15 protein-coding genes and 1 tRNA gene are annotated in these 14,516 nt (G+C 32.5%); 3 read left to right on the top strand and 13 right to left on the bottom strand.

The annotated features are described in order from the left end of the window. Positions 1 to 52 precede the first annotated feature (52 nt). A complete protein-coding gene (locus tag NZ853_07845) occupies positions 53 to 1,342 on the top strand; it encodes a citrate synthase (protein ID MCS7205594.1) in 1,290 nt (429 codons plus the stop codon). A gap of 49 nt (positions 1,343 to 1,391) precedes the next feature. On the opposite strand, the gene NZ853_07840 is transcribed toward NZ853_07845, so the two are convergent. Both NZ853_07840 and NZ853_07835 read right to left on the bottom strand, forming a co-directional pair. After that, positions 1,392 to 1,832, bottom strand: coding sequence for a DUF3617 domain-containing protein (locus NZ853_07840; protein MCS7205593.1), 441 nt, complete (start codon positions 1,830 to 1,832; stop codon positions 1,392 to 1,394). Positions 1,833 to 1,906: 74 nt separating this feature from the next. After that, positions 1,907 to 3,415 carry a hypothetical protein gene (locus NZ853_07835; protein ID MCS7205592.1) on the bottom strand — a complete coding sequence of 503 codons (1,509 nt, stop codon included), beginning with the start codon at positions 3,413 to 3,415 and terminating at the stop codon, positions 1,907 to 1,909. Between the two features lie 115 nt (positions 3,416 to 3,530). On the opposite strand from NZ853_07835, the gene NZ853_07830 reads away from it, so the two are divergent. After that, on the top strand, positions 3,531 to 4,298 hold the full coding sequence (locus NZ853_07830; protein MCS7205591.1) for a haloacid dehalogenase-like hydrolase: 768 nt from the start codon (positions 3,531 to 3,533) through the stop codon (positions 4,296 to 4,298). On the opposite strand, the gene NZ853_07825 is transcribed toward NZ853_07830, so the two are convergent. Next, complete coding sequence (locus NZ853_07825; GenBank protein MCS7205590.1) at positions 4,299 to 4,727, bottom strand: PaaI family thioesterase; 429 nt, start codon at positions 4,725 to 4,727, stop codon at positions 4,299 to 4,301. A gap of 108 nt (positions 4,728 to 4,835) precedes the next feature. On the opposite strand from NZ853_07825, the gene NZ853_07820 reads away from it, so the two are divergent. Further along, positions 4,836 to 6,161, top strand: a complete 1,326-nt coding sequence (locus tag NZ853_07820; protein MCS7205589.1) for a DUF1343 domain-containing protein — start codon at positions 4,836 to 4,838, stop codon at positions 6,159 to 6,161. A 24-nt stretch (positions 6,162 to 6,185) separates the two neighbouring features. On the opposite strand, the gene NZ853_07815 is transcribed toward NZ853_07820, so the two are convergent. The 10 genes from NZ853_07815 to NZ853_07770 form a co-directional block, all read right to left on the bottom strand. Further along, the gene (locus NZ853_07815; protein ID MCS7205588.1) at positions 6,186 to 7,601 is read right to left on the bottom strand and encodes a LysM peptidoglycan-binding domain-containing protein; all 1,416 of its coding nucleotides are present in this window, start codon (positions 7,599 to 7,601) and stop codon (positions 6,186 to 6,188) included. 30 nt (positions 7,602 to 7,631) lie between these two features. After that, a complete protein-coding gene (locus tag NZ853_07810; GenBank protein ID MCS7205587.1) occupies positions 7,632 to 7,970 on the bottom strand; it encodes an STAS domain-containing protein in 339 nt (112 codons plus the stop codon). Between the two features lie 181 nt (positions 7,971 to 8,151). Continuing rightward, on the bottom strand, positions 8,152 to 9,297 hold the full coding sequence (gene tgt, locus NZ853_07805; protein ID MCS7205586.1) for a tRNA guanosine(34) transglycosylase Tgt: 1,146 nt from the start codon (positions 9,295 to 9,297) through the stop codon (positions 8,152 to 8,154). Between the two features lie 20 nt (positions 9,298 to 9,317). Then, entirely contained in the window at positions 9,318 to 10,577 is a 1,260-nt protein-coding gene (locus tag NZ853_07800) for a tetratricopeptide repeat protein (protein ID MCS7205585.1), read from the bottom strand. A gap of 16 nt (positions 10,578 to 10,593) precedes the next feature. Beyond that, positions 10,594 to 11,115 (bottom strand): hypothetical protein, encoded by a 522-nt coding sequence (locus NZ853_07795; GenBank protein ID MCS7205584.1) that lies wholly within the window; start codon positions 11,113 to 11,115, stop codon positions 10,594 to 10,596. After that, a complete protein-coding gene (locus NZ853_07790) occupies positions 11,099 to 11,503 on the bottom strand; it encodes a hypothetical protein (GenBank protein MCS7205583.1) in 405 nt (134 codons plus the stop codon). The genes NZ853_07795 and NZ853_07790 overlap by 17 nt, the downstream gene beginning before the upstream one ends. Then, a complete protein-coding gene (locus NZ853_07785; protein MCS7205582.1) occupies positions 11,485 to 12,531 on the bottom strand; it encodes a hypothetical protein in 1,047 nt (348 codons plus the stop codon). Before NZ853_07785 ends, NZ853_07790 begins: the two co-directional genes overlap by 19 nt. Beyond that, positions 12,528 to 13,016, bottom strand: a complete 489-nt coding sequence (locus NZ853_07780; protein MCS7205581.1) for a response regulator — start codon at positions 13,014 to 13,016, stop codon at positions 12,528 to 12,530. The genes NZ853_07785 and NZ853_07780 overlap by 4 nt, the downstream gene beginning before the upstream one ends. 65 nt (positions 13,017 to 13,081) lie before the next feature. Then, positions 13,082 to 13,154 (bottom strand) — tRNA-Phe (locus NZ853_07775). 101 nt (positions 13,155 to 13,255) lie between these two features. Then, positions 13,256 to 14,516: exopolysaccharide biosynthesis polyprenyl glycosylphosphotransferase (locus NZ853_07770; GenBank protein MCS7205580.1), on the bottom strand; the 1,261-nt coding region annotated here is incomplete at its 5' end.

Below are 14,516 nucleotides of genomic sequence, written 5' to 3'. Positions count from 1 at the left end.
ATCAAAACGAAATAAATTATTTCTTACGAAAAAAACCACAAGGAGCCCAAAAATGTCAGAAGTGGCAAAACTAAATATTCTAGGAAAAGAAGTAGAACTACCCATCATAAAAGGCACCGAAAACGAAATCGGAATTGATATCACAAAGCTAAGAAATCAAACAGGAGCAATCACATTAGATGACGGATACATGAACACAGGTTCTTGCAAGAGTGCCATTACATTCATTGATGGAGAAAAGGGCATTCTTCGGTATCGAGGCTATGACATAGAAGAATTAGCGGAAAAATCCAGCTTTTTGGAAGTCGCTTATTTGCTTATTTATGGTGAACTTCCCACAAAAGAAGAATTCCAAAAATTTAAAACAAATGTAACACGACATACAATGATTCATGAAGATCTAAAAAGACTTTATGATGGGTTTCCCAAGGACTCCCATCCTATGGCAATATTGAGCTCCATGATCTTAACTTTGTCAGGTTATTATAACGATCAAATGGATCCGCTCAACCCAAGCCATCGTGAAATCTCTATTATTCGTTTGATTGCAAAAACACCTACCATAGCAGCGTACTCCTATAAAAAATCCATTGGACAACCCTTTGTATATCCTAAAAATAGTCTAAGCTACGTGGGAAATTTTTTGAATATGATGTTTTCGGTTCCAGCAGAGGATTACGAAATTGATCCTGTTGTAGAACGTGCTTTAGAAGTGCTTTTGATTCTTCATGCCGACCATGAACAAAACTGTTCAGCTTCAACGGTAAGACTGGTTGGCTCCAGTAGAGCAAATATTTTTGCTGCCATTGCAAGTGGCGTTTGTGCTCTGTGGGGTCCTTTGCATGGTGGAGCAAACCAAGAAGTGATTGAAATGCTACAAATGATTTATGAAGATGGTGGGAATGTTGATAAATACATAAATTTAGCAAAAGATAAAAATAATCCCTTCCGTTTGATGGGATTTGGTCATCGAGTTTACAAAAACTTTGATCCGCGTGCTAAAATTATTAAACGAATGGCTGATGAGGTTTTAAATAAACTTGGGATGAATGATCCCCTCTTAGAAATTGCGAAAAAATTAGAAGAACGAGCCCTTAATGATGATTACTTCATCGAAAGAAAACTATATCCAAATGTGGATTTTTATTCGGGAATCATTTACAAAGCGATTGGGATTCCAACGAATATGTTCACAGTTATGTTTGCTATGGGTAGAATGCCAGGTTGGATTGCCCAGTGGAAAGAAATGATAGAGGATTCTAATACAAAGATCGGAAGGCCACGCCAAATCTACATAGGATATCCCAGGAGACCCTACATTCCAATTGAAGAAAGAAAGTAAATTTAAAACAAGCTGGTTATTTTAATGAAATAACCAGCTATTTATCAATTTAATTTTTACATTCACCAATGTATTTTCCACTCATTTTTTGAATTACTTTTTGCTGATCCATTTGCATTACCATTTCTCCCTCCATTGAGTTTTCAGAATAAACGGCTTTGCCAGAAAATTGAGAACGCATACCCGCAAAATTACACTCAGCCTCCCACTCAGCAGTTTTACCATCAAAACTCTGTTTTGTGATTTTGCAAAACTTTGTAAACTCAGGATTGTTAGGAACATAATCTTCTTTTTTTAGACAATCTTCAAATTTTACTTCTTGACTCATACCTTGCATTCCAACTACTTCAGCTCTCACTTGGAATTCCCACAAACCTTCTTTAAATGATGTTTGAATTTGTGGTTTCCCTTCTTCTTTTTCTTTTTTGCCACAACTCCAAACCACCAAAGACATTAGCAAAAAAAACACCGAAAAATGAAATCTCCTCATACTTCAAACTCCTATAATTTTTGACATAAATATAATTTTATTTCTTTTTATCAAGAAATTCTATTTTTTATCAATTAAAGATTATACTGATAAGTAAATCCTAGTTCTGCAATAGTATAACTCTCTTTGATGTCCCTGATATCTAAATTCCTATCTAAAAGATTGTAAGGTATCAAAAGTATTTCGTTAATAAAGGAAACAGAGAATTTATCCCTAATAATTAATGAAACGGCATTAATATTTTTGAATTTACTTAAATACTCAAGCTTTGATATTCGAAAAAATACATATCTTTTGTTATCACTTTTTGAGGGAATCTCATTTTGCCATACGAAAGACACAAAACTACCGCGATAGCTTCCCGTATAGTTTGAATTTAATAAAAGTGTATCTTTGACCTGTAAGTTATTGATGTTTCTTTCAATGACACTCTGTTTCATGTTGGAATTTCCCGAAAAAACGTAATGAAACTCAAAAAGAAAATCAGAAGTAAAAATCTTAAGAAAACGAAAAGGCACAGTTAAATAAATCCCTTGATTCCTTAATTTTTGGTTATTTTGCTGGTTGGTAGAAACAAGTCTTGATACGGAGAAATTATTTAAAGTGATCAGTTCAGCAGCTACTAAATCGTAGTTTAAAGCCGTAGAATAAGTAAATTCTCTACTCACATATCCAACTTCAAAATAAGGAAAAATATAGTTCCAGAATAAAGAGAAGAGATCAAAAGTATAGTAACGAAAAGAAAAATTTGAAAAAAGATTCTGGTATTGTTTTTGCTGATATCTTGTTTCAGAAAGGAGTTCATACAGGTTCACATTTAAAAGGTTTCTATTCGGTATAGCATATAACTTTGGGTTTACATTCTGATAAAAAGTTTTTAGGAAAAAATCAAATTCTATAAATTGATACCGGTATCTTAATCCAAAAAAACCATCACCACTCCAATTCCAATTAGGCAACTCTCGCATAACAATCAAAGCATTCGGATCATAATTTCCTGTAATTGTTAAATAAGATTTAAAGTAGTTGATGTAATTATAAACTTGATTCAAAGGAATGTTGCTAGTTCCTAAGCCAAGACCTCCAAATACGGAAATATGTCTTGATTTTTTTTGAAGTTCCTCGATCACCTCTGTTTCTGGTTTTTGGATTTCTTCTTCGATTTTTTGGATTTCTTGGATGGCTTTTTCTCTTTCTTGCTCTAGTTTTTCTAATTCTTCTTTTCGTCTTTGTTCTTCTTCAATCCGACGTTGTTCTTCTTTTCGCTTAAGTTCTTCTAATTGTCGTTTCAATTTCTCGGCTTTTTCTCTCTCTTGTCTCTTTTTTTCTTCGATTCTTCGTAATTCCTCCTCACTAACATAAAGGATTTTTTGTATATCACGTTTTTGTATTACGAGAACCCGATTATCTTGTGTGATGATTTCAACTTGATTAATGGTCTGCCGACTAATCTGTCCTTTTATGACTCGACCATCACGCAAATAAATTACATCTCCAAATAAAGAAAGAGGAAAAAGAAGTATTAAGCTAAAAATCAAAAAATTGACATAATTATGAAAATGCATAATACCATGATATACCATTACCAAAAAAGAGAAAGAAAAAATTTTTCTAAAACAACATAGTCAATCAACTAAACAAAAGATAATTTTTATTTATTTTTTGATCAACTAAATAATAAAGAAAAAATGGATTCACATGAAAAAGACAAATGGATATGCCATATTTGATTTAGATTATACCATCCTTCCATACGATACCATGTTTCTTTTTGCCAATTACATTTTGAAAAAAGAACGATGGAGAATGTTTTATTTGATTTTGATATTTCCTCTCCTTCCATTGGCTTTACTGGGATTAATTTCTACAAAAACAATGAAAGAATTTTTCTTGAGTTTTTTATGGGGAATTTCAAAAGAGAAATTAGAAACCTATTCAAAAGAGTTCGTAGAAAATGAGGTTCTACCTAAAGTCTCTCCCGAAATCTTGAAGGAAATTCAACTTCATGCCAAAGAAAAGGTTTTGATTCTGAATACAGCAGCTCCAGATTTCTACGTTAAATTCATTGGAAAATATTTAGAATTTGACATGGTAATTTCGACCCACGTTGAGTTCTCAAAAAAATGGGGTTTCCCCAAAATCATAGGCAAAAACAATAAATCAACTGTCAAAGTGGAAAACTTATTATCGAAAATCAGCGATCATTCTATAAAAATCCTTTCAAAGGACTCAAAGAATCCCCTTTTTTCAAACCAATTAAAAAACTCTATTTCCTTTTCGGATAGTTATTCGGATTTACCTCTTTTAAAGATCACAGAAAAAGCAAAACTTATAAATCCCGACGATCTTCGACTCCTACAGGAAGCCAAAAAAAATGATTGGGAAATTTTACAATATGCAACGCCATTTCGAAATAAATGGCAAAAGTATTATATAAGTTTGTTGCAGGTGTTTGGTTTGTTTTAACTATTCCTCTCTTTCGATGTATTTTCCTTTTGCACGAGCGACAATCTTTCCAATTTCGTTTTCCACCTCAGCTCGATTTTCTATTACTTTTCGATTTTTCTTGATGAACCAGCCACGTATGTATAAGCTCTCTCCAATTCTTGCTGACATCAAGAATCGAACATTGATTTCCCCCGTTGTGGTATCAAAATTCATAGATTCATTTATCTTAATCATCGCTTCGTCTAGTATGGCAGTAAGAATCCCTGGATGGATTTCTCCTGGTTCTCCTTCGAAACGTTCATCTGCTACGAACTCACCATATGCTGTTTTACTATCTTCATCAAAACTCAATTTCAAATTTAAGCCACACGGATTATCTGAACCACTACCAAAACTCTTTGTTTTACTTCTTTTTGACACGGAATGAATTTTATAAAAATAATCCATCTGTCAAGAAAGATTTACATTTTGCAAAATTCTTTATTCGCTATGAAAAATATAATTTTTTTTAATTTATATTTGTTTTCTTTTTTATTTTTTTATTGTAGTAAAATAATGATAAAAAAAGATTATCAAAATGTTTTGAAAGAACCAACTTGTGAAATCTATCGATTTCCTTCTTTTGAAGTTTTTCAGAGTTATGATGAAAATCGAATTTGTGTATATTCTCTAAAAAACAGAAATCAAGATATTCAAAAAAAATTAAAAAATAAAATATATGATATCTCAACATATGAGGTCATAACAGGCTTAGACATTGCTGAGAAGTCAAATTTCGAATTCCTTGAAGAACATTCTTTTGCTTTGTTTACCAATGCAACAGGATTGAATCGAAATCTTAAAAGTACTTTGGACATTCTTATTGAAAATGGCTATTTCCCCAAACTTCTTATAGAACCAGAGCATGGAATATATAGCGCAGAAGATCAAAAATTTTCTTCTATAATCCGAATAGAAAAAACTTATTCTATTCCCATCTTGAGTCTTTACTCAGAAATCAAAAAACCTCCTTTAGCATTATTAAAAGACATTGATACAATACTGATTGATTTAAAAAATCTACCTGTTAGATGTTATACTTATGTATCAACTTTAACTTACTTATTAGAAGTAGCTGACCAACTCCACAAAGAAGTAATCATTTTAGATAGACCTCACCCATATGGAATTTGGAAGCCCATGGGTGGTTTCTTACAAGAAGAATATCGAAGTTTTGTTGGCGAAGCTCCTGTTCCATTTCTTTATAATCTAACTCCAGCTGAATACAGTATTTTCCTCACGAAATACAAACTAAAAAACCTAAAACTAAAAATCATCAAAATGGAGTACTTTGATCCCAAAGATACTCAATGGGTTTTGGGCAACATCTGGATTAATCCTTCTCCTAATATTCCAGACTTAGAAACTGCTCTCATATACCCAGGTCTTGTATTTTTTGAGGGAACACCCTTGAGTGTTGGTAGAGGAACGACAAAACCTTTTATTTACTCAGGAGCTCCTTGGTTAAATCACAAAGAAGTGATTCAAGAGCTTCAAAAACTTTCGTTAAAAGGTATCAAAGTTGGATTAGTGGAATTTCGACCCACCTACTCTGTCTATAAAGGTGAACTATGCAAAGGGATTCAAATCCATCCAATTTCTAAAGAACTAAATCCTTTAGAAATTGGTTATGAATACATGAGAATAATTCGCAAATTACATCCTGATAAATTCTATTTTAAGCAATCCCAAGAACAATTTTTTATAGACAAGTTATGGGGTTCTGATCTGTATCGAAAATCCATCGAACATGACTTAAACTATAAAGAATTTGAAAACCTTTGGAAATCCGAAAGCTTAGTATTTGAAGATTTGATAAAAGATATTTTGATTTATCGATAAATCAGAGGGGAATAGAGTTTACCTCTATTCCTTTGGAATTTTTAGTTTTTGACCTGGATATATTAAGTCCGGGTCTTTGATTTGATCTTTATTTGCATCATAAATTTTAGGCCATTTTCTTGGGTTGTTGTAGATTTCTTTTTTTCCTGCTATTCTCCATAAACTCTCTGCTGGTTTTGTTTTTCGCACAGTGTAAATAAGTTTGATGTTTTCATCTATTAGTTCTGATTTTGTTTGGGAAACAGTTTCTTGAATTGTTTGTCTTTCATGGATTTCTTTTTCTTTTGCAGCCAATTCTTCTTTTTTTCTTCTTTCTTCTTCAGCTAAAGCTCTTTGATAAGAAACATTTACATCTTTCAACATTTCATTGATGATTTTAGTTAAATCAATTGTTTCTTTTGAATAATGAATAGAAGTTTCAAATTGCTTGTTTTCGTATTCCTTTTCGGCATTCTGTTTGGATTCTCTTGCTGCTAGTAGGATTTCATTTATGTTTTGCTCTTTTTGAAATCTCTTTAAAGCACCTGATGATGCCTTTACATTTTTTTCTGTATTATCAAGGGATTTTTGAGCAATTTTTAAAATTTCTCCCGAGTATCTCTCTAATGAAGTTTGATAAACCTGCCCAATATCTTCTTCTAAAATCAAGAGATTTTGATAAGCTACTTTCAACTTTTCATTTTGGATCTGTTCACGTGTTTCAGAAATCCTTCCTTCAATGACTGCGCTAATTTCTGGCTCATATTTCTCAACTTGATATTCTTTTGCAGTCTTCCATTTTCTTTCTAGGGAATTAAGTCGATTTATATATTCACCTTTCTGTACCAAGGATGTTTCAACAGCTACATTAGCAGATCTTAAAGACTTCTCGTATTTTTCTTCAATTTCTTTATTCAATAAAATATGAGAATTCAATTTCTTTTGTATATCTTCTTTCTGTTTTGCATCTTTATAATCGGATTTTTCGATGGCATTAATTTCTTCTTGTTTAAGACTGAACTCTGCTAATTTGTTTCTTAATTCCTTTGCCTCTTGAAGAAAAGATTTTGAGGTCTCAAAATCTCCTTTTGCATGAATTTCAGCATTTAACTCATCAGCTCTTTGTTGTTTTTCTTGGATTTGTTTCTCGTATTGATCAAAAAGTTTCGGATACCATTCATACAAAGATAAACGTGAAAATAAAAAAGAACTCTGCGCTTTTTCCTTCGCATCTTCATATTTTTCTTGTGGTAGGAATGAATGAGACAACTTCAATTCCTCGACAGCCTTATTATAGTATTCTTGGGATTTCCCCGAAACGTTGTATTGGCTAATTTCGTCAATTGCTTCTCGAGCAATCACTACATCTTCAACAGGTACAGGCTTACTACAATAGAAAACAGAAAACAAAACCAAAGAAAAATAAATTACATTAGAAATAGAATAATTAATTGATTTCATAACTTACCTCATAACTATATTGAATTAAAACTATTTTTTGAAAGCCGATATAGCTTCTGTTTCTGTATCGTAAATTTCGAAAAATGAAGTCAACTTCGTCAGTTCAAACACTTTTCGCACGGAACCAGAAACATTACAAATCTTTAATCCACCCTGATATTTTTTTAAATTTGATAGGCTCGAAATCAGAGCTCCAATTCCTGATGAGTCAATATAAGAAACCTTATCGAGATTGATGACAACATTGTATTTTTTTTCTTCAATCAATTTATTAATAGTATCTTTAATCTCTGGAGCATTATATAAATCGATTTCACCATTAACATCAAGGATCACTATATCTCCACTCTCTCTTCTTGAAATCTCCATATACGTCCTTCCTAATCTATGAAATTCCTGATAAAATTATGCATAAAGACATGTTTCTAATTTTATAGCTATTATGATAAATATTTTTTATGATAACTTTTTTCAACTTTTTTTTATCAATCATTTTTGTGAATTATTTTTCTATCATTAGCATTATCGACTTTTGTCAAACAAAAAAAAATTACCAGTTAAGATTTATAAAATTTTCAAAAAACTCTTTGAAGGTTTTTTTCATAATGGCTTCCCTCATTTTTTCAAAAAAATGAAAATAAAAATACAAATTGTGATATGTTAATAGTTCATAAGCTAAGAGCTCTTTTGTATTGTATAGATGACGTATATAAGCTCTACTATAACGACGACAGACTCTACAATCACACTTTTCATCAATAGGCTTCGTATCAAGTTTAAAATGAGAATTTTTGATATTTAACTTTCCACTCCACGTATAGGCATGACCATGTCGAGCATTCCTCGTTGGAAGAACACAATCAAATATATCGAAACCATAATAGACAGCATAAAGAATATCTTTGATACTTCCCACACCCATTAGATAGTGAACCTTTTGGGGATTTAGCTTTGGTCCTAAAAACGAAAGAATGCGATAAAAGTCTTCTTTTTCTTCACCAACACTTAAACCTCCAACAGCAATTCCATCGAACTGAAGGGATTCAATAAATTCTAATGACTCAAGACGTGTATCCTCGAAGATCCCACCTTGGACAATCCCAAAGAGCTGCTTTTTCTTCCAGTTCGAGTTTGAGTCAGTTTCTTTTTTTTTTCGTTCAAAGTGTTCTTTAGAGCGTTTTGCCCACCGATGAGTTCGATCCAAAGACTCACGAATTCTTTTTTTATCGCTATTTGCTGGAGGACAATCATCCAACACCATCATGATATCTGAATCCAACAAAAACTGAAAATCTATCACACTCTCTGGACTCAAGAAATGCTTAGAACCATCAAAGTAGCTCTGAAACATAACTCCATCTTCGTGGAACTTTCGAATCCTCGACAAACTATATACTTGAAAACCACCACTATCTGTCAGTATTGCCCCGCTCCAAGAAATGAATTTCTTTAAGCCCCCCAATTGTTCGATGGAAGTGCCTGGACGTAAATACAAATGATACGTATTTCCCAAAATTAGCCTATATCCGATTTCTTCGAGTTGATCCTGCCAAATGGCTTTCACGCTCCCTCGGGTTCCAACGGGCATAAACATAGGAGTCGGAATAGAAAACACCCCATTTTCGTTAGAAAAATTCATTTTACCATAACGAGCATAAGAAGTAGAATCTACCGAGATAAGTTCAAACGGTTTCATTGAAATCCAAAATCTACTTCTTAGTTTGACTCCAAAGCATTTTTGATGAAAAGAATTTTCTGATTTTGTTGGTGATATTTGGGATTATCTTTTGTGAAAAGAAAATACCTTTGAATGTGAGTCCTTAAGATTTCTTTGAGCTTTTGTTTTTCTTTCCATTGCTTAAAAGAATCTAATTCTTTATATAGCTCAAAATAAAAGTGAATAAAAACATATTCATACTGAGGAAGGTCGATAAAAGGTTCAATATATTTCACCTCTCCCGCAAGATATTCCTGAACTTTCAAATACTGCCTTTGGTTTTCTTCGTCTTCGATGGATTTCAAAAGCTGTCCTAATTCTCCTCGCAATTGATCGAACTTTTGCCGTTGTTCTTTGGTAGCTTCATCAGAATAAAAACGATATTCGTAATACAGTGGTATTGCCTTTGCCTTTTTACATTCTAAATCATCGCTGATGATTTGGCATTCTTCTGCGATTTCTTTCATTCGAATGAAAGAATCCAATATAGCTTTTTTTTCTTTTTGAGCCTCTTGAAAATCAAACGATAAAAACATTTCCAACAAAGATGAATAGTAAAGTTTATAGTATTCATACTTGTCTTTGTTTGTGTGGAATTGATTTCGTAAGTCCCATGCAATCTCGAATTCTTTTAAAGCATTTCGTAGCATCACATCTTGAGGTTTTTTTAAGTATTCTGAGTAATAGACCCTCCCCAAGGCAAAATGAGCATCCACCAAGGTATTATCTTGCTGGAGAGCTCTTGTGTATTCTTCAATCGCTTTTTCTGTGTTGCCTCGATAATATTCACTATCCCCTTTTCGTTTGATCAAATGGGCTTTTTCTAAATTTTCTGATTCCAAATCACGAACCACAAAATACCCTTCTCTTACTCGAAGCAAGTTTCCTTCCCCAAGTAAAGCCAAACCATATAAAGGATGATACAAAATCGCATTTACTATTATTTCCCCCACAAGCAAAGCATTTCTGTATTTTTGATGTAAATCTTTATAAACTATATATAACTTCTGTCCAACTCTAATTCCTTTTTTGTTGTAAAGTTTTACCAACACTACGTCTTTTCTTACATCATATTCTTTAATTGGCTCATCTTTGAGTTCTGTCTTGGTGGATTTTACTTTTGATTTAATTTCTCCCACTAAAATCATTTTTTTGGGACGCAACGCTTGATAGGACTCAAACACATAAACATGATCTCTCTCTTCCAAAGAAAACAAAGAAGAAAAAGAAATAAAAACCAAAAAAACGAAAAACCTCATCATTTCGTTTATCGAGTCAATTTTCGTTTTTCCCCGCATTTTCCTTGGAACTATCTTTGTGAAACCGTATTTGGTATAAAAACACTTTGATTTTTTCTTGTTCTTCTTGAGTTAAATCCTTTTTCCAAAGCATATACATGATATGATATTGATTTCCATCAACAACATAGCCTCGAAGAAGAAAGTTTTGATTTTTCTCGCAAACTTCGTATTGATGAAAAACCAACTCGCCAAAAGCTTTGTTTCGACATTTTAAAAAAAAATTGTCCCAGTCTTCTTGCGAAATCCCCTTTCGATTTTGGAGAACCACGGACTTAATCCAAAATTTTTCAATACCTAAATTCTTTCCCTCGAAACCTCGAAGGTTTTGAAAAACTTCAACCCGATATTGCATATCATAAGGAAATTCCCAGACCCAATAAGTATCAGTCGTGATAGGAAAGAAAAATGTTTCGTGAGCTTTTGCTGTTTTAATGTACAAATTTTGAGGATACAAGAACTGCCAAGAAACAATTAACAAACTAAAAAACCAATGCATCCAGCACCAAACTTCGATACTCCAACAGAGTAAAAACGAAAATAGCCGACCTTCGAAATTCTGGGTCTTCTGGTAGATTTTCCAAAAAGAGCTGATTTTGAAAAAGAATTCCTTTGAAAGTCAAACTGAGTTGATAGGGAAGTCCAGGAACAAATGCATTTTTTAGAGCTTCATTCCTTTCATCAAAGCGATCCCGTTTGTAAGGGACATAGATTTCTTTTCTTTTTTTGTCGTAAAAAACCAAGTAAATATCCTCAACCCGCGAAAAAAGTAAATTTACTTTAATGACTGATTGGTTTCGAAAACTTCCAACATCGAAAGAAATTTCATCAAGATAAGCCTCAAAAGCATAATTGGGGAAAAGAAATATTACTGCGAAGAAGACCATTTTTCTAAGATTTCCTTGGCCTTTCGTTTTACGGATTTACTGGGATCATAGAGGGATTTGACTTCCAATAATTCTCGAAACTCTTTGAGTTCTAAATCTTCGATGTAATCCAATGCCTTCAATCGAGTGTTGGCATCATCATCCATAGCTAATTTTTTGATTTCTTCCTTGACTGAATCATCTTTTAGTCTGATTAATGCTTGGATTACATGATTTTTTAGGGAATGATATTTGACTCTTTCTGTGGGATTATTGATTGTTAAAATTTTATTATAAATTTCTTTTAATTTTTGAACAAGTTTTATTTTTTCTTCCTCCTGCCACTCCAAAGCCAATTTCGAAAGTGCATTGATACTATAAGCTCGTAGGTATAAATCCTCTTCGTTGTCTAAATTTTGATAAAGAATTTCTTTAAAGTCCTGATTTTTCGAATTCCCAGCATATACTAAAATCACTCTTTTGATTTCGATATGGGTATCCTCTCGTTGGAACTTTTCTTTTAGAATTTCTGTGATTTCTTTTTGATTATAGTTGAGATTTCCAATGGTTCTTAAAAAAGCATGAGTAAACATTGAATTTTCTTGAAAATCTATTTGATTTAGAGTTTTTAAGACTAAATCTTCTATGTTTTGTATTTTTAAGGTTTCTATTCCTCGTAATGCCTGCAATCGAATTCTTTCTTCTTTATGAAAGAGATTTGATTTGTAGGATTCTATACACTTATCACAACTGGCTTTATGATCCACCAAAAACCGAAGGGATGCCTCTATCAAAAGGGGATCAAAATCATTCAAAGAAAGATCCGCCAGAACATCGAAAAATTTGGATTTTTCTTCTTTGTCGAGTTTATCCAAACTTTTGATGATTTGAATTCGCTCAGAAGTGTGGAGATATTGGAGTTTTTTTAGGATTGTTTGGTATTGTTCTTCTGTTAGCTTTTTTTGGGGATTATCTTTTGAATTTATTTGAGCTACAAATACAAAAACGAAAAGAAACCACAAAATTTTAAATCTGCTTTTTTGCATCATTCTTCTTTTACTTTTTCTATCAGCAATTCTTCTAATTCTTTGACTCTTGCTTCCAGCTTTTTTATCAATCGATGATTTTCTACGTTTTCTTTATATTTCTTGATGAGTCTTTCTACTTGTAAATGTAGTTCTTCGGGTTCCCAAGGTTTTTCGATGAAGTAGTTCAAACCACCTTTGTTGATGGCTTCAATGGTATCTTGTAATCCGGCCTGTCCTGTTAAAAGTATCTTGATGGTGTCGGGAAGGATTTGGTGGACTTTTTCGAGTAGTTCGCTTCCCTTCATCCCCGGCATCACTTGATCGGTAATAATAACTTCCACAGAGCCACCCTCTCTGAGGATGTCTTGGATGATTTCCCAAGCTTCTTCTCCACTTAATGCCACTTCAATTTCATGAGTTTCTGAAAAATAATATGATAATTGTTCTTTTAGAGTCTTGATTACATTTTCCTCATCATCAACACAAATGATAAATCCTTTTTCCATGCTTCCATTACAAGGTAGGATTTCAGAATATCAAGAACTTTGAGACCACGAAGGGAAAGAAATTATGCCCAGGGGCGGAATCGAACCACCGACACATGGATTTTCAGTCCACTGCTCTACCGACTGAGCTACCTGGGCTACCGATTACAGAACCAAAAAAGCAAACATCATACTATAATCAACTCTAATTTAACTTCAAAACTCAAATTTTTTATTATTGCAAAGCGAAATGTCTGGTATCACCTACCTCGACCAAAAAGAACAATCCTAATGGTTTTGATCAAAATGGAAATGTCCAACAAAAAAGAATAATTTTTGATATAATACAAATCATATTCTAATTTTTGTATTGTATCTTCAATCGAAGCTCCATAAGGATACATTACCTGAGCCCAACCCGTAAGCCCAGGACGAATGGTATGGCGGTAGTAGTAAAAAGGAATCACTTTTTGATAAATTTCTGTTAACTTTGTCCATTCAGCTCTAGGACCGATCAAACTAATATCACCTTTTATTACATTGATAATTTGGGGAATTTCATCTATCCTCGATTTTCTAAGAAAATTACCAATTTTTGTTACTCTGCTATCCTTCTCTCTCGTATATGGATCTAATTTATCTGATCCTTTTATCATTGTTCTGAATTTATATGCTATAAATTTTTTGTTATTCATTCCTAATCTTTCTTGCTTATAAATTAATGGAAAACCATCACTTAGATATACAATCAAAAGTATAAAAGGTAGGAATACAAGTATTGGTAAAGCTAAAATCAAGCTAAATATAACTTCTACAATCCTTTTTAGTTTCATTACAGTTGAACTCTCCACAATCAAAAACCCTTTTGTCTGAATGAACCAATAATCGTCAATATAGTAGAGAGGAATTTTAAAAAAGTAATATTCATAAAAATGAATCAAATCATAAACAAGAACTCCTTTTTGTTTTAGTTCGAAGAGGATTTGGATTTTTTCTTTTTCTAATTCCAAATCTTTTTTGGCAACAACAATCGCTGTCCATTGCTCACGGATAGCCGTATAGAATTTTTCTTGAATTGTTCCATAAATACTGAGGTTTTGACTATTGTTCATTTCTTTTGGTATTTCATTTAATAAGTATTCAATTTGCCATTTCCCGCCTCGGATATTGATTTCATGTTGAAACTTTTCTGCAATCTCAAGATTGCAAATAACTAATATACGTATTTTGAGCCTTTTGGGGTCCAAATACTTTTGAAAGTAAAATCTTGATATAAAAATGAAAGGAGCAATGAATAAAAATGACGTTAATAAAATGGTTCTACTTTGAAAAAAGGATTGCATATAGAAAGTCAAAATGTAGTTATAAGAGATATAGAGTATTGGAATCAAAAAAATTCCCAGCAAGCTTCGGTATTGTAATGGGATGTTTGAATAGTGAACCCATGGGTTATATAAATCAAAAAGATAAAATCCTATAACTATAATCAATATAAATTGAATTAATAATAATATTTCTTTT

The sequence above is a fragment of the Leptospiraceae bacterium genome (assembly GCA_025059995.1).
GTDB lineage: Bacteria > Spirochaetota > Leptospiria > Leptospirales > Leptonemataceae > SKYB61.
This window is presented reverse-complemented; position numbering and strand designations above follow the sequence as displayed.